We start from the raw sequence: 20,011 nt of genomic DNA, 5'->3' as shown, positions 1-20,011 counted from the left end.
TTGTAGTAGATCTCTGACGTTTGATTCATTTGCTATTGTTGTTTTCTAATACGGTTACCACTGAGTACGACCCTTTCCTCTGCTTCGGCAGCTTCCGATGGGGCCGAGGGATCGACGGTGGGGCGGGCCGACGCGGAGGACGGTGCCTGAGCCGGGGCCGCGGCGGCCGGCGGGAGCGGCAGCAGCAGGGCGACGACGCCGATCAGGAACCCCGTGGTGCCGCCTCCGCGCATGCCGGCACGGTAGGCGTCGTGACCTGGGGCACGACCGCCGAGCCCTCGTCCGCGATCCCATGAGCCCTTCGCAACGATCGGGTCTCAGTCCGGGGCAGAAGTTGTAGCCCCTCCGAAGGCCGCGGTTAGCGTCCGGGGCGGTGCCTCGCGTGGCCCCGCGCTCCAGCGGGCCGGCGGCACCGGGAAACCGACACCCCCGGGACGGCACGGCCACGAGGCCGCTGCGTCCCCCCAGAGAGGAGATCGTCTTGCGCCGAGCGCGGATGACGAAGGCCGCGGCGTTGCTGCTGGCCGGCAGCCTGGCCCTGGCGGCCTGTGCCAGCGACGAGGAGGGTGGCAGCAGCTCCGGCGGTAACGGCGGCAGCGAGGGCGACCTCAAGATCGGCCTGGCGTTCGACACCGGCGGCCGTGGTGACCAGTCCTTCAACGACTCCGCCGTGGCGGGTGTCGAGGCGGCCATCGAAGAGCTCGGCGGCACCGTGCAGGAGCTCTCGCCGAACGACGACGCCTCCAACCGCGCCGAGCTGCTGACGCAGCTCGCCGAGGCCGGTCACAACCCGGTCATCGCCGTCGGCTTCAACTACGACGACGTCATCGCCGAGGTCGCGCCGGAGTTCCCCGACACCACCTTCGCGCAGGTCGACGGCTCCAACGCCGACGGCGCCAAGGGCGACAACGTCACCGGCCTCCTCTTCGCCGAGGAGCAGGGCTCCTTCCTGGCCGGCGTCGCCGCCGCGCTGAAGACCGAGACCGACAACATCGGCTTCGTCGGTGGCGTGCAGAGCCCGCTGATCGAGAAGTTCGAGGCCGGCTTCGCCGCCGGCGCCGAGGCGGTCAAGCCCGGCATCCAGGTGCAGGTCCAGTACCTGTCCCCGGCTGGTGACTTCAGCGGCTTCGGTGACCCCCAGAAGGGCAAGCTGGTCGCCCAGGGCATGTACCAGAACGGCGCGGACATCGTGTTCCACGCCGCTGGTGGTTCCGGCAAGGGTGTGTTCGAGGCGGCCGTCGAGGCCGGCAAGCGGGCCATCGGCGTCGACTCCGACCAGTACCTGACCGCCTCGCCCGACCAGCAGGCCGTGATCATGACGTCGATGCTCAAGCGCGTCGACAACGCCGTCGAGAACTTCATCAAGGCCTACGCCGAGGGTGACGTCGAGGGCGCGACCGACATCACCAACGACCTGTCCACCGGTGGTGTCGGCCTGTCCGAGTCCGGCGGGTACATCGACGACATCGCCGACCAGATCGCCGAGTTCGAGCAGCAGATCATCGACGGCGAGATCACGGTTCCCACCACCCCGTGACACCTGGCCGCGGGCCCGCTCCGGCGGGCTCGCGGCCCCGGTCGACCCGACGGCGGGTCCGGGCGCACGCTGCCCGGGCCCGCCGTCGTGGGTCCGGAGCCGGGCGGGAGGGCCGCGCGCCACCGCCACGGCCGGATGCGACATCATGCGGCAGCCGGTTCCCCAGCGGGACCGGTTCCCGGCCCGGTCGTCGCCCCCGGGCCGGTCGGTGCTCCCGCGGCGGACCCCGCGGGGACCGGAACACAGGAACGGACGTGCGCCGCGCACCCGCGGCACGCACAGCGAGGGAGAGGCCCACCATGGCCGCAACAGCAGCGCCCGGCGGCACGCCAGCCGCCGATGGCGCCCTCGGCGACGGCGTGCCCTACGCGGTCGAGCTGCGGGGGATCACCAAGCGGTTCCCCGGGGTCGTCGCCAACCGCGACATCGAGCTGCGTGTCCGCCGCGGCGAGGTGCACGCCATCGTGGGGGAGAACGGCGCCGGCAAGTCGACGCTGATGAAAACCCTCTACGGGATGCACCGGCCCGACGAGGGGACGATCCTGCTCGACGGTCGCGAGGCCACCCTGCGCAGCCCCGCCGACGCGATCGCCGCGGGCGTCGGCATGGTCCACCAGCACTTCATGCTGGCCGACAACTTCACGGTCCTGGAGAACATCGTCCTGGGCAGCGAGCCCACCCGGCGCGGCCGGCTGGACCGGGCCGAGGCGCGCCGCCGGATCCTGGACATCTCCGACCGCTACGCGCTCCACCTCGACCCCGACGTCCTCGTCGAGGATCTCGGCGTCGGCGACCGGCAGCGGGTCGAGATCGCCAAGGTCCTCTACCGCGGCGCGACGACGCTGATCCTGGACGAGCCGACGGCGGTGCTCGTGCCGCAGGAGGTCGACGAGCTGTTCGGCAACCTCGCCGAGCTCAAGCGCGAGGGCCTGACGGTCATGTTCATCTCGCACAAGCTCGACGAGGTCCGCAAGGTCGCCGACTCGATCACCGTCATCCGCCGCGGCACCACCGTCGGCACCGCCGACCCGCGGACCACCACCGCCCGTCAGCTCGCCGAGCTCATGGTCGGCTCGGAGCTGCCCTCCCCGGAGACGCGCACGTCGACCGTCCGCGAGGCCGCGGTGCTGCAGCTGAGCGGCGTCACCGTCGCCGCGCTCACCGGCCGCCCGGCCGTCGACGACGTCGCGCTGACCGTGCGCGAGGGCGAGGTCGTGGGCATCGCCGGCGTCGAGGGCAACGGCCAGGCCGAGCTGGTCGAGGCGATCATGGGCCTGCGACCGCTGGCCGCCGGCAGCGTCGCCTTCGCCGGCCAGGACGTGAGCGGCTGGAGCACGCGCGCCCGCCGTGAGGGTGGCATCGGTTTCATCCCCGAGGACCGGCACCGCCAGGGCATGCTGCTCGAGGCGCCGCTCTGGGAGAACCGCATCCTCGGCCACCAGACCCGCCCACCGGCGGTCAAGGGGCCCTTCATCGACCGCCGCTCCGCCCGCTCGGACACCGAGCGGATCATGCGCGAGTACGACGTCCGCGCCCCCGGGCCGGACACGCTGGCGCACGCCCTCTCGGGCGGCAACCAGCAGAAGTTGATCATCGGGCGCGAGATGAGCGCCGCTCCCAGGCTGCTGATCGCCGCGCACCCCACCCGGGGTGTGGACGTCGGCGCCCAGTCGGCGATCTGGGAGCTGCTCAAGGATGCCCGCGCCGAAGGAATGGGGATCCTCTTGATCTCGGCCGACCTGGACGAGCTGATCGGGCTCTCGGACACGCTGCACGTGATGCTGCGCGGCCGGCTCGTGGCCACCCTGGACCCGGCGGCGCTGACGCCGGAGGAGCTGGGCGGCCACATGACCGGCGCCCACGACGGCTCGGTCGGTGCCGCGTGACCGCGATCCGCCGGCTCGGGATGTCCCTGGCCGCCCCCGCCCTGGCCGTCCTGGTGGCGCTGGTCATCACGACGCTGGTCATCCTGCTGATCGGGCAGAACCCGCTGACCGCGCTGCAGGTGCTGGTCGACTTCGGCGACACCCCGTCGCAGCAGACCCAGGCGATCGTGGTGATCCTCAACCGCGCCGTGCCGCTGTTCCTCGCGGGCCTCGCGGTCTCGGTCGCCTTCCGCATGGGGCTGTTCAACATCGGCGTCGAGGGCCAGTACCGCATGGCGACCGTGATCGCCGCCGGCGTCGGCGCCGCCGTCGTGCTCCCCGCCCCGCTGCACGTGCTGCTGATCGTGGTCGTGGCCATGGCGGTCGGCGCCCTGTGGGCCGGCATCGTCGCCGTCCTCAAGGTGACCCGTGGCGTGAGCGAGGTGATCAGCTCGATCATGCTCAACTTCATCGCACTGGGCACCGCCTCCTTCCTGCTCACCGGACCGCTCCGGGGCAGCGAGGAGGGCGCGGCGATCATCACGACGAAGGAGATCTCCGAGTCCGGCCGCTTCCCGGCCCTCAACGGGCTGTTCGACGTGTTCGGCCTCGCGCAGCCGCGCGGCCAGCTCTTCGGCTTCCTCGTCGTGGCCGTCCTCGTGGGGATCGTCGTCTCGGTGCTGCTCAAGCGGACCCGGTTCGGCTTCGACCTGCGCGCCACCGGCCTGTCGCCGTCGGCCGCGACGGCCAGCGGCATCGACGCCCGCCGCATGGTCGTCAAGACGATGCTCATCTCCGGCGCGATCGCCGGCCTGATCGGCCTGCCCGACCTGCTCGGCCGGACGTACAGCTTCGGCACCGAGTTCACCGCCGGGCTCGGCTTCCTCGGCATCGCGGTCGCACTCCTGGGCCGCAGCAGTCCGCTGGGGATCGCGTTCGCCGCGCTGCTGTTCGCCTTCCTCGACCGGGGCGCGGTGCCGCTGCAGTTCGCCGACATCCCCGCCTCGGTGGTCACGATCATCCAGGGCACCATCGTGCTCTCGGTCGTCATCGCCAACGAGGTGGCCCGGCAGGTCACCAGGCGCCGGGCGGAGCGGCACACCGGCCAGGCGGCACCACCGACCGCTGAGCCCACCGGTCCCGCCGGCACCCGCATCGACGCGCGACAGGAGGCGGGGGCATGAGCGCCGCGACCACCGCACCCACCAAGGCCCCGAGCCGGGGCGCGCTGACCGAGCTGCTCCTGGGCGGCGGCCGCGCCCGGCGCATCACCTGGCTGTTCGTCGGCCTGATGCTGCTGGTCTCCGCCGTCCGGGTGATCTCCGGCGAGCAGGCGCTGACGTCGTCCTCGACCTTCGCCGCGGCGCTGCTGCTGGCGGTGCCGATCGGCCTGGCCGCGCTCGGCGGCCTGTTCTCCGAGCGCGCGGGCGTGGTCAACATCGGTCTCGAGGGCATGATGATCCTGGGCACCTGGGGCGCCGGCTGGGCCGGTTACCAGTGGGGCTGGGCCGCCGCCCTCATCGGCGGCGCGGTCTTCGGCGCCGTCGGTGGGCTGCTGCACGCCGTCGCGACCGTGACCTTCGGTGTGGACCACGTCGTCTCCGGCGTCGCGATCAACATCCTGGCCGAGGGCGTCGTCCGCTTCCTCTCCGAGCTGCTCTACGCCGGTACGGCCAGTGGCGGTGGCGTCACGCAGTCGCCCTCGCTCTCGAGTCGGCCACCGAGCTTCTCGCTGCCGGTGCTCTCCTCGGGTCCCGATCTGCTCGGTGACCTGGAGGGGCAGCAGTGGTTCCTGCTGTCGGATTTCGCCGGCCTGCTGCGCGGGCTCACCAGCGGCGTCGGTGTGCTGACGGTCCTGGCCGTCCTGCTGGTGCCGGCGACCTACCTGCTGCTGTGGCGCACCGCCTTCGGCCTGCGGCTGCGGTCCTGCGGTGAGAACCCGGCCGCGGCGGACTCCCTCGGCGTCCCGGTGACCCGGCTCAAGTACATCGCCGTGATCATCTCCGGGGCGCTGGCCGGCCTCGGCGGGGTCTTCCTGGTCTTCGTCGCCAACATCTACCGCGAGGGCCAGACGGGTGGGCGCGGCTTCATCGGCCTCGCCGCACTGATCTTCGGCAACTGGCGGCCGGGCGGACTCGCGGCCGGTGCCGGGCTCTTCGGGTTCGCCGACGGCCTGCAGCTGCGCAGCCGCGGCGCCGTCGTCGCCCTGCTCCTGCTGCTGGCCCTCCTGCTGGCCGTGGTGGCGGTCCTGCAGGCCCGGCGCGGCAAGCTGCTGCAGGCCGTGCTCGCCGGCGCCTTCGCCGTCCTGAGCCTGATCGGCTTCCTGACCACCGACGAGCTGCCCGAGGGCATCGTCTCCTTCACCCCGCACCTGATCACGCTGCTCGTGCTCTCGCTGGCCTCGCAACGGTTGCGCATGCCGAAGGCCGACGGGCTCGTGTACCGACGAGGAGAGCACTAGTGAGCGGACAGGCGAACGAGGAGCGGAACGAGCCGCGGGAGCGAACAGTGGGATCGGTGCAGATCGACTGGGATGCGCTGCGTTCCGCTGCCCGCGAGGCGATGACGCACGCCTACGCCCCCTACTCGTCGTTCCCGGTGGGCGTCGCCGGGCTGGTCGACGACGGCCGCGTCGTGACCGGGTGCAACGTGGAGAACGCCTCGTACGGCCTGGCCCTGTGCGCGGAGTGCGGGATGGTCAGCGACCTGGCCCGCACCGGCGGCGGCCGGCTGGTCGCCGTGGCGTGCGTCGGTGGCGACGGTCAGCCGCTGATGCCCTGCGGCCGCTGCCGTCAGCTGCTGTGGGAGCACGGGGGCGCCGACATGCTCATCGAGACGGTGTCGCTCGGCATCGTGCCCATGCGCGAGGTGCTGCCGGACGCCTTCGGCCCCGACGATCTGGTCGCCGCCGCGGTTCGGGGTCAGGGCTGATGGCCGCGTTCGACGCCATCGACGTCATCCGCACCAAGCGCGACGGTGGGCAGCTCTCGGCCGGCCAGATCCGCTGGATCATCGACGCCTACACGCAGGGCACCGTTCCCGACGAGCAGATCAGTGCGCTGCTCATGGCGGTGTTCTTCCGGGGGATGGCGCCCGAGGAGCTCGCCGTCTGGACCCAGGCGATGATCGACTCCGGTGAGCGCAAGGACCTGTCGCCGCTGGGCCGGCCCACCGCCGACAAGCACTCCACCGGCGGTGTCGGCGACAAGATCACGCTGCCCCTGGCGCCGCTGGTCGCTGCCTGCGGGGTCGCCGTGCCGCAGCTGTCCGGTCGGGGTCTGGGTCACACCGGCGGCACGCTGGACAAGCTCGAGGCGGTCCCCGGCTGGCGGGCGGACGTGCACGAGGAGGCATACCTGGCGCAGCTGCGCGACGTCGGCGCGGTCATCTGCGCCGCCGGGCACGACCTGGCCCCGGCGGACAAGAAGCTCTACGCGCTGCGTGACGTCACCGGCACCGTCGAGTCGATCCCGCTGATCGCCAGCTCCATCATGAGCAAGAAGATCGCCGAGGGCGCCGACGCGTTGGTGCTGGACGTGAAGACCGGCTCGGGTGCCTTCATGAGGAGCGCCGACGACGCCCGGACCCTGGCCCGCACGATGGTCGGCCTCGGCGAGGCGGCCGGCGTGCGCACCGTGGCACTGGTGACGGCGATGGACCGGCCGCTGGGCCGCGCCGCCGGGAACGCCGTCGAGGTGGCGGAGTCCGTCGAGGTGCTGGCCGGGGGCGGACCGGCCGACGTCGTCGAGCTGACCCTCGCGCTGGCCCGCGAGATGCTGGCCGGGGTGGGACGGAACGACGTCGACCCCGCGGACGCGCTGCGCGACGGCCGGGCGATGGACGTGTGGCGCCGGATGATCGCCGCCCAGGGCGGGGACCCCGACGCGGCGCTCCCGGTGCCGGCCGAGACGCACGTGGTGACCGCACCTGCCACCGGGACGCTGACCAGGCTGGACGCCTACGCCCTCGGCGTCGCCGCGTGGCGGCTGGGTGCCGGCCGGGCGCGCAAGGAGGACCCGGTGCAGGCGGCGGCCGGCATCACGTGGACCGCCGGGGTGGGGGAGCAGGTGACCGCCGGTCAGCCCCTGCTGGAGTTGCAGACCGACGACGCCGACCGCATCCCGCGCGCGCTCGAGGCGCTCGAGGGCGCCATCGGCGTCGACACCGACGACCGGCCGCTGCCGCTGGTCCTGGAGCGGATCACCGCCTGAGGCGGGATCCCCTCCCGGACGGGGTCCGGGAGGGGATTGCAGGTGCATGGAGGACACTGGTCCCTCGTGACGAGCTCTCCACCGGTGGCCGCCGTGGCCGACCGTCCGCGTCCCGGCGACCCGCTGGACCCCGACGCCGCGATCTCGATCCGCGGCCTGGCCAAGCGGTACGGCGCGTTCACCGCCGTCGACGGGCTGGACCTGGACATCCACCGTGGCGAGATCTTCGCCCTGCTCGGCCCCAACGGAGCCGGGAAGACGACGACCGTGGAGATCTGCGAGGGCTACCGCGGTCGCGACGCGGGCGAGGTCCGCGTGCTGGGGGAGGACCCCGCCGACGGGGCCCGCGCGTGGAAGGCCCGGCTGGGCATCGTGCTGCAGTCCGGCGGCGGCGACAGCCAGCTGTCCGTGCGGGAGCTCGTGCGCGCGCAGGCCTCCTACTACCCCGACTCCCGGAACCCCGACGAGGTGCTCGAGCTGGTCGGGCTGACCGAGAAGGCCGGGGTGCGCTCCCGCGCCCTCTCCGGTGGCCAGCGCCGCCGGCTCGACGTCGCGCTGGGCATCGTCGGCCGCCCCACGCTGCTGTTCCTCGACGAGCCGACCACCGGCTTCGACCCCGAGGCCCGCCGCCAGTTCTGGTCGCTGATCAGATCGCTGCGCGACCTCGGCACGACGATGCTGCTGACGACCCACTACCTGGACGAGGCCGAGGCCCTGGCCGACCGGGTCGGCGTCATCACCCGGGGACGGCTGGCCGCGGTCTCGGTGCCCAGTGCGCTCGGCGGACGGGAGACCGCCCCGGCGGTGGTCAGCTGGACCGAGGGCGGCGCCCGGCGCACCGAGGCGACCGCGACGCCGACGGCGTTCGTGCGCGACCTGGCGGCGCGCTTCGACGGCGAGGTGCCCGACCTGGCCGTCGCCCGGCCCACCCTCGAGGACGTGTACCTGCAGATGATCGGGGAGGCCGGCCGATGACCGCCGTCCGTCAGGAGTCCGGCCGGACGGCGCTGCCCTCGGTGGCGTCGGTGTACCGCTCCCGGGCGTCGGTGGAGCTGAAGGAGTTCTTCCGGCAGCGCGAGTCGGTGGTCTTCACGCTGATGCTGCCGGTGCTGCTGCTCGTCGTCTTCGGGGCGGTGCTGGACTTCGACCTGGGCTCGGGCGTCAGCTTCACCCAGTACTTCATGGCCGGGATCATCGCCGCCGGCATCCTCGGCGCCAGCCTGCAGAACATGGCCATCAGCATCGCCACCGAGCGGTCGGACGGGACGCTCAAGCACCTGGCCGGCACCCCCATGCCGAAGAGCGCCTTCTTCGTCGGCAAGGTGGTGCAGGTCCTCGCGGTCACCGTCGCCATCATCGCCGTCCTCCTGCTGATCGGCGTCGTCTTCTACGGCATCGACCTGCCCTCGGGCGGGGACTGGCTGACCTTCGCGTGGGTGGCCGGACTGGGTGCCGCGGCCTGCACGCTGCTCGGCATCGCGATCTCCAGCCTGGCGAAGAACGGCCGCTCCGCCTCGGCGACGGTGACGCCGTTCGCGCTGCTGCTGCAGTTCATCTCAGGCGTCTTCTTCCAGTTCAGCGAGATCCCGACCTGGATGCAGACGTTCGCGTCGTTCTTCCCGCTCAAGTGGATGGCGCAGGGCCTCCGGTCGGTCTTCCTGCCCGATGCGCTGGCCGCCTCCGAGCCGGCCGGCACGTGGGAGCTGGGACGGGTGGCGCTGGTCCTCGCGCTCTGGTGCGTCGCCGGTCTGGTGCTCTGCGTGCTCACCTTCCGCTGGCAGGACCGCGGCAGCCGCTGAGCTAACGTCGTCGGGTGCCTGCACCGCTGAACGCCGAGAACGTCCGCCGCGCCCCGAAGGTCCTCCTGCACGACCACCTGGACGGCGGCCTGCGCCCGCAGACGGTGCTGGAGCTGGCCGACGAGCTCGGCTACCGCGACCTGCCCGCCGGGGACGCCGAGAGCCTGGGCCGCTGGTTCCGCGACGCGGCTGACTCCGGGTCGCTGGAGTCCTACCTGGAGACCTTCGCGCACACCGTCGCCGTGATGCAGACGCCCGAGGCGGTGCAGCGGGTGGCCCGGGAGTGCGCGCTCGACCTGGCGGCCGACGGTGTCGTGCTCGCCGAGGTGCGGATGGCGCCGGAGCTGCTCACCGCCATGCCGCTGGAGGCCGCGGTCGAGGCGATGCTCGACGGCTACGCGCAGGGCGCCCGGGAGGCGGCCGGGTCGGGTACGCCCATCCTGGTCGGCACCCTGTTGTGCGGCATGCGGCAGAACGACCGCTGGGAGGAGGTCGCCGAGGTCGTCGTCCGCTACCGGGACGCCGGTGTCGTCGGCTTCGACCTGGCCGGCCCCGAGGACGGTTTCCCGCCGGACCGCATCCCCGCGGCGCTGGCGCTGCTGGACCGCGCGGGCGCGCACCGCACCGTGCACGCCGGTGAGGCGGCCGGGATCGAGTCGATCCGGGCCGCACTCGACGGCGCCCGTGCCGAGCGCCTGGGGCACGGCGTGCGGATCGCCGACGAGGTCGCCGAGGACGGTTCCCTCGGGCCGGTGGCGCAGCGCGTGCGCGACGAGCAGGTGACGCTCGAGGTCGCGCCGTCGTCGAACGTGCAGACCGGCGCCTACCCCTCGCTGGCCGAGCACCCGGTGGACCGGCTGCACCGGCTGGGCTTCGCCGTCACGCTCAACACCGACAACCGGCTGATGAGCGGCGTCTCCGTCACCAGCGAGGTGACCGACGTCGCCACGACGTACGGGTGGACCTGGGAGGACGTGCAGACGGTGACCGAGCGCGCCGTCGCCGGTGCGTTCCTCTCCGACGACGACCGGCGACGGCTGCTCGAGGACGTCGTGCGTCCCGGGTACGCCGCTCTCCGGAGCTGAGGGCAGCATGCTGCTGACCGCCGCGGAGCAGGCCGGGCAGACGCTCGACCACGTCCGGGACCTCGGGATCGCCTTCGGCCTGTCGGCGCTGATGGGGCTCGAGCGCGAGCTGCGGCAGAAGGCCGCGGGGCTGCGCACGCTGACGATCGTCGGCTTCGCCTCGGCGCTGTTCATGGTGATCAGCGAGGCGCAGTTCGGCGACTCGCGGATCGCGGCGCAGGTGGTGTCCGGTCTGGGCTTCATCGGCGGTGGCCTGATCTTCGTGCGCCGCGACGCCGTGCGCGGCCTGACCACGGCGGCGGTCGTCTGGCTCACCGCCGCGATCGGCATGGCGGCGGGCGCGGGGCTGTGGGTGTTCGCAGTCGTGGCCGTGGCCGCGCACTTCCTGGTGTCCTACGGCTTCACCCCGCTGGCCCGCCGGCTCGCGGGCCGCGTGGAGCGGGTGCACACCCTGGTGCTCACCTACCGCGACGGCGAGGGTGTGCTGCGCCGGGCGCTGGCGGAGTGCACCCAGCGCGGGTTCACCGTGCGCGACCTGGCCACGACCGCCGAGGACCTCGGGGGCATGACGACGCCCGGCGCGCGGCAGGCGACCGTGCGCGTCACCGTCGAGGGCGCGGGGTCGGCGATGGAGCTCGCGGCGGGGCTGTCCGACGTCGACGGCGTCCTGGCGATCACCGCCGGAGCCTCGGACGAACAGGCCGACTGAGCAGCGCGATCGAGCTCAGGGTGGGGGTCGTCACCCCCGTCCGCGGGAACAGCTCCGCGATCTCCGCTGCTACTCTCGGTGTACCGGCACAAGGCCGGTCATCCTCCCGGACGGTTTGTCCGGGCACGAGCGCATCCGTGCAGATCCCGCGTTCCACACCTGGGCGCAAGCGATCGCCAAGTGAGGACCGCCGGTAGTCGACGGCGCTCCTTCTTTTCCACGGGACGCGCTCCGAGCAGTATCGGAGCCCCACCCCGCATGACTGTTGTTCCCCCTGTCGCGTTCGAGTCCACGTCGGACGAGTCCGCTGCCGAGAACACCATCGAGAACGTCCAGGACGCTCCCGCGGACGCCGAGGCCACCCCGGCTCCCGAAGGCCCCACCTTCCACCAGCTGGGTCTGCCCCAGCTGCTCGTGACCGCGCTCGAGCGGCGCGGCATCCACCGCCCGTTCGCCATCCAGACCTCCGCCCTGCCGGACGCCCTCGCCGGGCGCGACGTGCTCGGCAAGGCCGCCACCGGATCGGGCAAGACGCTGGCCTTCGGGCTGCCGCTGCTCGCGCGCATCGGCGCCGAGGTCAAGCAGGGCCGTCGCGCCCCGCGTGGCCTGGTCCTCGTGCCGACCCGCGAGCTGGCCCAGCAGGTGCACGACAACCTGGCCCCGCTCGGCCAGGCCACCGGCGTCGTGCTCGCCACCGTCTACGGCGGCGCGCCCATGTACCGCCAGATCCAGCAGCTGCGCCGTGGCGTCGACGTCATCATCGCCACGCCCGGCCGCCTGCAGGACCTGATCAACCAGGGCGAGGCCACCCTCGCCGAGGTCGTCATCACCGTGCTGGACGAGGCCGACTTCATGGCCGACCTGGGCTTCCTGCCGGTCGTGAAGGAGCTGCTGGACCAGACCGCCCGCGACGCCCAGCGTCTGCTGTTCTCGGCGACGCTGGACGGCGAGGTCGACAGCCTGGTCCGCCGCTACCTCAAGGACCCGGCCCGGCACGAGGTCAAGCGCGCCGGTGACGACGCGCCGCCCGCCGAGCACCTGGCCTTCAGCCTCGCGTTCCGCGACAAGCTGCAGGTGGCGACGGAGCTCGCCGGCCGTCCCGGCCGGACGATCATCTTCGCCCGCACCCAGCTCGGCGTCGATCGCCTGGCCGAGAACCTCAAGGCCGCCGGCATCAAGGCCGAGGCGATCCACGGCGGGCTCCCGCAGTCGGCGCGCAAGCGCGCCCTGGAGGAGTTCACCGACGCCCGGTCGCCGGTGCTCGTGGCCACGGACGTCGCGGCCCGCGGCATCCACGTGGACGACGTCTCGCTGGTCCTGCACTACGACCCGCCGACGGACGCCAAGACCTACCTGCACCGTTCGGGCCGTACCGCCCGGGCCGGTGCCGCGGGTGTCGTCGTCTCGCTGCTCCTGCCCGACCAGGTGGGCCAGTCCAAGCGCCGGTTCCGCACGGCCAAGGTGGACCCGCAGATCGACCGCATCCGGCCGAGCGACAAGGTCATCCTCGACCTGGTCGCCACCGGTGTGCCGGTCGAGCCCAAGGAGCGCACGCAGCGCGACATGCGCCGCGGTGGCGGTGGCCCCGGTGGCCGTCCGCGCCGCGACGGTGACCGCCCCGGCGGCCCGCGTCGCTCCTACGGCGACCGCAACCGCTCCGGCGGTGGCGAGCGCTCGGGTCGCCCCGGTGGCGAGCGCCGCTACGGCGGGGAGCGCCCGGCCCGTCAGGGCTGAGAGGTGACCGACGGCGGCCCGTCCCGGATCCCCGGGGCGGGCCGCCGTCGCGTTCCCGGCCCCCGCGGGGGCCGGGACAGGCTCAGCCGCGGAAGACGAGCTTCCCGCTGACCTGCTCGACGACTTCGGCCCACGCCGGGCGGAGCGTGGCCGCGTCGGCCTGCGTGAGCGTGGCCGCGGGCTCCCGGTCGGCACGGGCCACCGCGCGGCCCAGCGGAGCGGTCGGAGCCAGCAGCTCCTCGACCCGGGTGAGCCCGGCGTACTCGGCGAGGTCGCGCACGCCCTCGACGGGCTGGATCAGCGCCTGGTGGGTGACCAGGCCGGGTGCGCCGTCGGCGACCTCCCCGAGCACCTCCGACAGCTCGGTGAGGTCGTAGCGGTCCTGGTCGCCCGGCAGCGGCAACGTGTCGGTGTCGGCCACCTCCGGCCAGGACGCGATCTCGCTGAGGTCGTGCTGCTCGTTGCCGGCGCAGTAACGCGCCAGGTCCGCCGGGGTGTCGAAGACGAAGATCTCGCCGTCGCGGCCGAGGAACCGGGCGACGTCCTCGACGTAGCAGCGCAGCGTCACGCCGGCACCGTCGGGGACGACGACCTCGACCGGGAGGATGCCCACCGCCTCCCAGAACTCCGCGGCCGCGGCGACCTCGGCGGCGGAGGCGGTCACCTTGCCGCCCCGGGCGATCGTGCTCACGCCGACCGCGGACGCCGCCGTCGCCCCCGCGGACGCCGTCGTGGCGGCCCCGTCCTCGTCGGCCGGCACCTCGTCGTCCAGGGGCTCCTCGACGGCCTCCGACGCCGACGGGTAGCCGTCGGGGGACACCGTGCCGCCACCGGTCCAGTCGAAGTGCTCGGAGAGCTCCTCGACGACGTCCTCCCACAGGTCGTCCAGGATCCCGCCGACGCCGATCCAGGCGTCCTCCCCGGAGCGTCCGACGAAGGCCTCCACGCCGAGGCCCAGGGAGCCGATCTCGGGCTTGGCGACCAGCTCGGCGACGGCCTCGAACTCGGTCTCGTCCTCGCCGAGGTCGTCGTCGTCCTCGTCGTCGGTGGTGTCGAGGCACTCGGCCAGCCGGCCCACGATGTCGACGGTGGCGGCGAGCTCCTCGACGGCCCAGCGGTCGGGGTCCTCGGCGGCGATGTCGTAGACGCCGTCGAGGTCGAAGCGGTGGTCGTCGTCAGGCGTGAGGTCGGCGGCGCCGAGTCCGGCCACGACCGGCCAGACCGGGTGGTCGGCGAGGTCGTGGTCGTTCCGGCTGCGGCAGAACGCGGCGAGGGCGGCGGGCGAGGGGAAGAGGTGGACGACGGCCCGCGAGGCCGGGCTCTCCGGGTCGTCGTCGTTGATGTCGGCGCGCACCTCGACGGTCGTGCCGAGGAACGCCTGCCACTCCTCGCCGTCCTCCTCCCACGGCGGAGCCCACAGGGTGTACCCCGTGCGGTCGTCGAGGGTGAGGGCGATCGGGACGATGCTCGGCCTGGCCACCCGCCCATCCTGCCCTGTCGGCCCCACGGCGCATCCCCGGGGCGGAACCGCGACCGGCCCGCTCCGGTGTCGGAACGGGCCGGGGACGGAGGTCAGAGGTTGATCATGTGGCCGGCCAGGCCGTGGATCGCCTCCTGCAGCCCCTCGCTCAGCGTGGGGTGTGCGTGCACGTTGCGCGCCAGCTCGGTGGCCGTGAGGTCCCACTTCTGGGCCAACGTGAGCTCCGGCAGCAGCTCGGTGACCTCGGGCCCGACGAGGTGCCCGCCCAGCAGCTCGCCGTAGGTGTCGTCGGCGATCAGCTTCACGAAGCCGTTCGGCTCGGCGAGGCCGTGCGCCTTGCCGTTGGCGGTGAACGGGAACTGGGCGACCTTCACCTGCCAGCCCTTCTCCTCGGCCAGTTCGCGGGCCTGCTTCTCGGTGTACCCGAAGCTGGCGATCTGGGGCGAGCAGAAGGTGGCCCGCGGCATCATCACGTAGTCCAGCTCCATCGTCTCCGCGCCGGCGATGGTCTCGGCGGCGACGACGCCCTGGGCCTCGGCGACGTGGGCGAGCATGAGCTTGGCGGTGACGTCACCGATCGCGTAGACGTGCGGCACGTTCGTGCGCATCCGGTCGTCGATGGCGATCGCGCGGACCCGGTCGGTCAGCTCGACGCCCAGCTTCTCCAAGCCGTAGCCCTCGACGCGGGGGGTGAAGCCGATCGCCTGCATGACCTTGTCGGCGGTCAGCTCCCGGCTGCCCTTGGTGTCGGAGACGGTGACGGTGACCGAGGAGCCGGTGTCGTGGATCTTCTCCACCTTGGTGGAGGTGAGGACCTCGATGCCGAGCTTGCGGTAGGCCTTGGCCAGCTCCTTGGAGACCGCCTCGTCCTCCAGCGGCAGCACGCGGTCGGCGAACTCGACGATGGTCACCTGCACGCCGAAGTTGCGGAGCACGAAGGCGAACTCGACGCCGATCGCACCGGCGCCGGCGATGATGATGCTCTTCGGCAGGTCGCGGGTGGTGATCTGCTCCTCGTAGGTGACCACGCGCTCGGAGAGCTGCGTGCCGGGGAGGAGCCGGGTGCTGGCGCCCGGTGCCAGGATCGCGTTGTCGAAGGTGACGGTCTCCTCGCCACCGGCGTTCAGCGCCACCTGCAGGGTGTGCGGGTCGGTGAAGGTGCCCCACCCGTCGAACTCGGTGATCTTGTTCTTCTTCATGAGGAAGTGCACGCCCTTGACCCGCCCGTCGGCGACCGAGCGGCTGCGGTCGAAGGCGGCGCCGAAGTCGAAGGAGACCTCGCCCGAGATCCCGAACGTCTTGGCCTCGTCACGCACGAGGTGGGCGAGCTCCGCGTTGCGCAGCAGCGCCTTGGACGGGATGCAGCCCACGTTGAGGCAGACCCCGCCCCAGTACTTGGACTCCACCACGGCAACGCTCTTGCCGAGCTGTGCGGCACGGATGGCGGCGACGTACCCACCAGGGCCGGCACCGAGGACGACGACGTCGAAATGAGGCACGTACCGAGGGTAGTGCGACGACGGCCGCTGCCCCCGGGGAGGCACCGGCCGTTCGCGTTCCCTTCTTCCCACCCGTCGGGGGCGATGGGCTCAGACGCCCATCGGATGCCAGACCGTCTTGGTCTCGAGGAACGGCGTCATGCGCGACAGCCCGGGGTCGGCGGTCCAGTCCGGCTCGGTGGCCGGCGGGCGGATGACCCGCTTGATGGTGCCGGCGGCCTCCCGCTCGAACTCCATCGCCCGGCCCGCGGGGGCGCCGGTGAGGTCGATGCCGTCGACGTCGGCGTGCTCGGCCAGCCAGGGCCCCAGCTCCTCGGCGTCTCCGGTGAGCAGGTTGACCACGCCGCCGGGCACGTCGCTGGTCGCCAGCACCTCGGCCAGGGTCACGGCCGGGATCGGCCGCTCCCGGGAGGTGACGACGACGGCGGTGTTGCCGGTGGCCAGCACCGGGGCGAGCACGCTGACCAGTCCCAGCAGGCTCGACTGCTGCGGCGCGAGCACGGCGACGACGCCGCTGGGCTCGGGCAGGCTGAAGTCGAAGTACGGGCCGGCGACCGGGTTCGCGCTCCCGAGGACGGCGGCCAGCTTGTCGGTCCACCCGGCGTACCAGACCCAGCGGTCGATGGCGGCGTCCACCGCGGCCCGGGCCTTCGACGTCGACAGGCCCTCGGCGGTGGCGACCTCCTCGCAGAACTGGGCGTGCCGGCCCTCCATGACCTCGGCCACGCGGTACAGAACCTGGCCGCGGTTGTAGGCGGTGGCGCCCGACCACTTCGCGAAGGCGCCGCGGGCGGCGACGACGGCGTCCCGGGCGTCCTTGCGGCTGGCCCACGCGACGTTGCCCTGGAAGTGGCCCTTGGCGTCGGTGACCTCGTAGGTGCGGCCGCTCTCCGAGCGCGGGAAGGCGCCGTTCACGTACAGCTTGTAGGTCTTGCGGACGGCGAGCCGGTCGTGCCCGATCACTGGTCGTTCTCCTTGCCGCTGGGGAGCTTCCGCGCGCGCTCCGCTCCTCGCTCGCTGCGCACCCGCGGTCGCCTCCGCGCGCGCTCCGCTCCTCGCTCGCTGCGCACCCGCGGTCGCCTCCGCGCTCGCTCCGCTCCTCGCTCGCTGGCGCTCGCTGCGATGCTCACTCGCTGTCGGCTTCCGTCGCCCGCTGCGATGCTCACTTGCTGTCATCTCCCGTCAGGTAGGCGGCGAGCCCGTGCCGGCCGCCCTCGCGGCCGTAGCCGGACTGCTTGTAGCCGCCGAAGGGCGACGTCGGGTCGAACTTGTTGAAGGTGTTGGCCCACACCACACCGGCGCGCAGCTGGTCGGCGATCTTGAGGATCCGCGACCCCTTCTCGCTCCAGATGCCGGCCGACAGTCCGTAGGTGGAGTTGTTCGCCTTGGCGACCGCCTCGTCGGGCGTGCGGAAGGTGAGCACCGAGAGGACCGGGCCGAACACCTCGTCGCGGGCGATGCGGTGGGCGGGGGAGACGTCGGTGAAGACGGTCGGCGGGAACCAGTAGCCGCGGTCGGGCAGCTCGCATGCCGGCTGCCAGCGCTGCGCCCCCTCGGCCTCGCCGATGTCCGACAGCTCCCGGATGCGAGCCAGCTGCTCCGCGGAGTTGATGGCGCCGATGTCGGTGTTCTTGTCCAGCGGGTCGCCGACGCGCAGCGTGCTGATGCGCCGCTGCAGGCTCGCGATCACCTCGTCGTGGATCGACTCCTGGACGAGCAGGCGGGAACCGGCGCAGCAGACGTGACCCTGGTTGAAGAAGATGCCCTGCACGATGCCCTCGACGGCCTGGTCGATCGGGGCGTCGTCGAACACGATGTTCGCCGCCTTGCCGCCCAGCTCGAGGCTGAGCCTCTTCTGCGTCCCGGCGACCGCGCGGGCGATGGACCGGCCCACCTCGGTGGAACCGGTGAAGGCCACCTTGTCGACGTCGCCGTGCTCGACGACCGCCCGGCCGGTGTCGCCGGCGCCGGTCACGATGTTGACCACGCCCGGCGGGAGGTCGGCCTGGCGGCAGACCTCGGCGAACAGCAGGGCCGTCAGCGGCGTGGTCTCGGCCGGCTTGAGGACGACTGTGTTGCCCGTCGCCAGCGCCGGCGCGACCTTCCACGCCAGCATCAGCAGCGGGAAGTTCCACGGGATGACCTGACCGGCCACGCCCAGCGGGCGCGGGGCGGGGCCGAGGCCCGCGTGCTCGAGCTTGTCGGCCCAGCCCGCGTGGTAGAAGAAGTGCGCCGCGGCCAGGGGGACGTCGACGTCGCGGGACTCCCGGATCGGCTTGCCGTTGTCCAGCGACTCGAGGACGGCGAACTCCCGGGCGCGCTCCTGTAGGAGCCGGGCGATGCGGAACAGGTACTTGCCGCGGTCGGCGGGGCGCATGGGGCCCCACGTCCGCTCGAACGCCCGGCGGGCGGCGCGGACCGCGCGGTCGACGTCGGCGTCGCCGGCGGAGGAGACCTCGGTGAGGACCTCCTCGGTGGCCGGGTTGACCGTCGTGAAGGACTCGCCGGTGCCGTCGACGAACTCGCCGTCGATGAACAGGCCGTAGGACGGTGCGATGTCGACGATCGACCGCGACTCGGGCGCGGGGGCGTACTCGAAAACGCTCATCTCTGGGTCAGTCCACCGTCACGTAGTCGGGGCCGGAGTAGTGGCCGGTGCGCAGCTTCTGCCGCTGCAGGAGGAGGTCGTTGAGGAGGCTGGAGGCGCCGAAGCGGAACCAGTCGGGGTCCAGCCAGTCCGGGCCGACGGTCTCGTTGATCATCACGAGGTGCTTGACGGCGTCCTTCGTCGTCCTGATGCCGCCGGCGGGCTTGAAGCCGATCTGGCGCCCGGTGGCGATGCGGAAGTCGCGGACCGCCTCGAGCATCACCAGGCCGACCGGCAGCGTGGCGGCCGGGCTCACCTTGCCGGTGGAGGTCTTGATGAAGTCGCCGCCGGCGAGCATCGCGATCCAGCTGGCGCGGCGGACGTTGTCGAGGGTCTTCAGCTCACCGGTCTCCAGGATGACCTTCAGGTGTGCGTCCCCGCAGGCCTCCTTGACCGCGACGATCTCCTCGTAGACGTCGAGGTAGCGGCCGGTGAGGAAGGCGCCCCGGTCGATGACCATGTCGATCTCGTCGGCGCCGTTCTCCACGGCGTCCCGGACGTCGGCGATCTTCACCGCACGGCTCGCACGGCCGCTCGGGAAGGCGGTGGCCACCGCGGCGACGTGGATGCCGGTGCCGGCCAGCGCCTCGCGGGCGACGCCGGCCAGGTCGCCGTAGACGCAGACGGCGGCGACCCGCGGCGTGGTCGGGTCGGAGGGGTCGGGCTGCTTGGCCTTGGCGGCCAGGCTGCGCACCTTGCCGGGGGTGTCGGCGCCCTCCAGCGTGGTCAGGTCGACCATCGAGATGGCCATGTCGATCGCCCACGCCTTGGACGTGGTCTTGATCGAGCGGGTGCCCAGCTGTGCGGCGCGGGCCTCGGCGCCCACCTGGTCGACGCCGGGCAGACCGTGCAGGAACGCACGGAAGGCCGCGTCGGAGCGGATCACGTCGTCGTACGGCGGCAGCGGCGCGTGCACCGCGGGGGTCGCCCCGGGCAGCGCGTCGGGGTCGAGCACGTGGGTCATGCCGTGCATTCTCCCTTGCCCCCTCCAGTTCCTGAATCTGCTCACTCGCCCGGAGCAGGAATTCACCGCGCGCTGGCGACACGGCTCACCGAACCTGGGCGGAGCGCCGCCGGTCAACGGGGCCGTGCAGGCTGTGGACAGTCTGCTGACCTGGGGATTCGTGCTGCGGATGATGGCGATCCCAGCTAGAATTCGTACATGCGTTCGAGCGGTCCGACGGCGGTGGAGGTGGCTCTCCACGGGCTGTCCGCCGAGCGGATCGAGGGCCTGTTCGGGCCGGCGCTGCTGCAGCGGCTGGGTGATCTGCTGGTGCTGTCCAACCGGCTGGCGGCCGAGGTGACGCGCACGGTGCGCCAGTGCGAGCTGGCCGGCGCGGCCGATTTCGACGGCAAGGCGTCGATGACCGCCTGGCTGCGCGGCCACGCCCGGCTGTCGGCTTCGGCGGCGTCGTCGCTGGTGCGCAACGGTCGCGCCCTGGAAC

Annotated in this window: 16 protein-coding genes and 1 pseudogene; 12 read left to right on the top strand and 5 right to left on the bottom strand. The window is 72.6% G+C overall.

What is annotated here, in order from left to right; genetic code table 11:
* The first annotated feature begins 481 nt into the window (after positions 1-481).
* From C5508_RS14900 to C5508_RS14850, 11 genes are all read left to right on the top strand, one after another.
* On the top strand, positions 482-1,537 hold the full coding sequence (locus tag C5508_RS14900) for a BMP family lipoprotein (RefSeq protein ID WP_157944109.1): 1,056 nt from the start codon (positions 482-484) through the stop codon (positions 1,535-1,537).
* 299 nt (positions 1,538-1,836) lie between these two features.
* A complete protein-coding gene (locus C5508_RS14895; RefSeq protein ID WP_104525726.1) occupies positions 1,837-3,423 on the top strand; it encodes an ABC transporter ATP-binding protein in 1,587 nt (528 codons plus the stop codon).
* On the top strand, positions 3,420-4,586 hold the full coding sequence (locus tag C5508_RS14890) for an ABC transporter permease (protein ID WP_232797161.1): 1,167 nt from the start codon (positions 3,420-3,422) through the stop codon (positions 4,584-4,586). Before C5508_RS14895 ends, C5508_RS14890 begins: the two co-directional genes overlap by 4 nt.
* A complete protein-coding gene (locus C5508_RS14885; RefSeq protein WP_104525725.1) occupies positions 4,583-5,863 on the top strand; it encodes an ABC transporter permease in 1,281 nt (426 codons plus the stop codon). The genes C5508_RS14890 and C5508_RS14885 overlap by 4 nt, the downstream gene beginning before the upstream one ends.
* The gene (locus tag C5508_RS14880; protein ID WP_269801790.1) at positions 5,863-6,333 is read left to right on the top strand and encodes a cytidine deaminase; all 471 of its coding nucleotides are present in this window, start codon (positions 5,863-5,865) and stop codon (positions 6,331-6,333) included. Before C5508_RS14885 ends, C5508_RS14880 begins: the two co-directional genes overlap by 1 nt.
* On the top strand, positions 6,333-7,613 hold the full coding sequence (locus C5508_RS14875) for a thymidine phosphorylase (RefSeq protein WP_104525724.1): 1,281 nt from the start codon (positions 6,333-6,335) through the stop codon (positions 7,611-7,613). Before C5508_RS14880 ends, C5508_RS14875 begins: the two co-directional genes overlap by 1 nt.
* A gap of 66 nt (positions 7,614-7,679) precedes the next feature.
* On the top strand, positions 7,680-8,588 hold the full coding sequence (locus C5508_RS14870) for an ABC transporter ATP-binding protein (RefSeq protein ID WP_232797160.1): 909 nt from the start codon (positions 7,680-7,682) through the stop codon (positions 8,586-8,588).
* On the top strand, positions 8,585-9,412 hold the full coding sequence (locus tag C5508_RS14865; protein ID WP_104525723.1) for an ABC transporter permease: 828 nt from the start codon (positions 8,585-8,587) through the stop codon (positions 9,410-9,412). The genes C5508_RS14870 and C5508_RS14865 overlap by 4 nt, the downstream gene beginning before the upstream one ends.
* 14 nt (positions 9,413-9,426) lie before the next feature.
* Complete coding sequence (locus C5508_RS14860; protein ID WP_104525722.1) at positions 9,427-10,497, top strand: adenosine deaminase; 1,071 nt, start codon at positions 9,427-9,429, stop codon at positions 10,495-10,497.
* Positions 10,498-10,504: 7 nt separating this feature from the next.
* Entirely contained in the window at positions 10,505-11,206 is a 702-nt protein-coding gene (locus C5508_RS14855) for an MgtC/SapB family protein (protein ID WP_104525721.1), read from the top strand.
* Between the two features lie 258 nt (positions 11,207-11,464).
* Complete coding sequence (locus C5508_RS14850) at positions 11,465-12,940, top strand: DEAD/DEAH box helicase (RefSeq protein WP_104525720.1); 1,476 nt, start codon at positions 11,465-11,467, stop codon at positions 12,938-12,940.
* A gap of 82 nt (positions 12,941-13,022) precedes the next feature.
* On the opposite strand, the gene C5508_RS14845 is transcribed toward C5508_RS14850, so the two are convergent.
* The 5 genes from C5508_RS14845 to deoC all read right to left on the bottom strand — a co-directional run bounded on the left by C5508_RS14845 (position 13,023) and on the right by deoC (position 19,530).
* Positions 13,023-14,420, bottom strand: coding sequence for a hypothetical protein (locus C5508_RS14845; protein ID WP_104525719.1), 1,398 nt, complete (start codon positions 14,418-14,420; stop codon positions 13,023-13,025).
* 92 nt (positions 14,421-14,512) lie between these two features.
* Positions 14,513-15,919, bottom strand: a complete 1,407-nt coding sequence (gene lpdA / locus C5508_RS14840) for a dihydrolipoyl dehydrogenase (protein WP_104525718.1) — start codon at positions 15,917-15,919, stop codon at positions 14,513-14,515.
* Between the two features lie 90 nt (positions 15,920-16,009).
* Positions 16,010-16,882, bottom strand: a complete 873-nt coding sequence (locus C5508_RS14835; protein WP_232797159.1) for an aldehyde dehydrogenase family protein — start codon at positions 16,880-16,882, stop codon at positions 16,010-16,012.
* A 199-nt stretch (positions 16,883-17,081) separates the two neighbouring features.
* Complete coding sequence (locus C5508_RS14830) at positions 17,082-18,527, bottom strand: aldehyde dehydrogenase family protein (protein ID WP_104525717.1); 1,446 nt, start codon at positions 18,525-18,527, stop codon at positions 17,082-17,084.
* A 7-nt stretch (positions 18,528-18,534) separates the two neighbouring features.
* The gene (gene deoC / locus C5508_RS14825) at positions 18,535-19,530 is read right to left on the bottom strand and encodes a deoxyribose-phosphate aldolase (protein ID WP_198598103.1); all 996 of its coding nucleotides are present in this window, start codon (positions 19,528-19,530) and stop codon (positions 18,535-18,537) included.
* 198 nt (positions 19,531-19,728) lie between these two features.
* Here deoC and C5508_RS14820 point away from each other — a divergent pair.
* A pseudogene (locus C5508_RS14820) lies at positions 19,729-20,011 on the top strand (endonuclease); the annotation flags it as partial.

The sequence above is a fragment of the Blastococcus atacamensis genome (genome assembly GCF_002938425.1).
Lineage (GTDB): Bacteria > Actinomycetota > Actinomycetes > Mycobacteriales > Geodermatophilaceae > Blastococcus > Blastococcus atacamensis.
The sequence above is the reverse complement of the archived record's forward strand: the minus strand, read 5'-3'. Positions and strand labels throughout refer to the sequence as shown.

Bases quoted from the DNA above. Each gene is read 5' to 3' on its own strand.
- C5508_RS14895 (WP_104525726.1), top strand. From the start codon at position 1,837: ATGGCCGCAACAGCAGCGCCCGGCGGCACGCCAGCCGCCGATGGCGCC.
- C5508_RS14885 (WP_104525725.1), top strand. From the start codon at position 4,583: ATGAGCGCCGCGACCACCGCACCCACCAAGGCCCCGAGCCGGGGCGCG.
- C5508_RS14875 (WP_104525724.1), top strand. From the start codon at position 6,333: ATGGCCGCGTTCGACGCCATCGACGTCATCCGCACCAAGCGCGACGGT.
- C5508_RS14865 (WP_104525723.1), top strand. From the start codon at position 8,585: ATGACCGCCGTCCGTCAGGAGTCCGGCCGGACGGCGCTGCCCTCGGTG.
- C5508_RS14855 (WP_104525721.1), top strand. From the start codon at position 10,505: ATGCTGCTGACCGCCGCGGAGCAGGCCGGGCAGACGCTCGACCACGTC.
- C5508_RS14850 (WP_104525720.1), top strand. From the start codon at position 11,465: ATGACTGTTGTTCCCCCTGTCGCGTTCGAGTCCACGTCGGACGAGTCC.
- C5508_RS14830 (WP_104525717.1), bottom strand. From the start codon at position 18,527: ATGAGCGTTTTCGAGTACGCCCCCGCGCCCGAGTCGCGGTCGATCGTC.
- deoC (WP_198598103.1), bottom strand. From the start codon at position 19,530: ATGACCCACGTGCTCGACCCCGACGCGCTGCCCGGGGCGACCCCCGCG.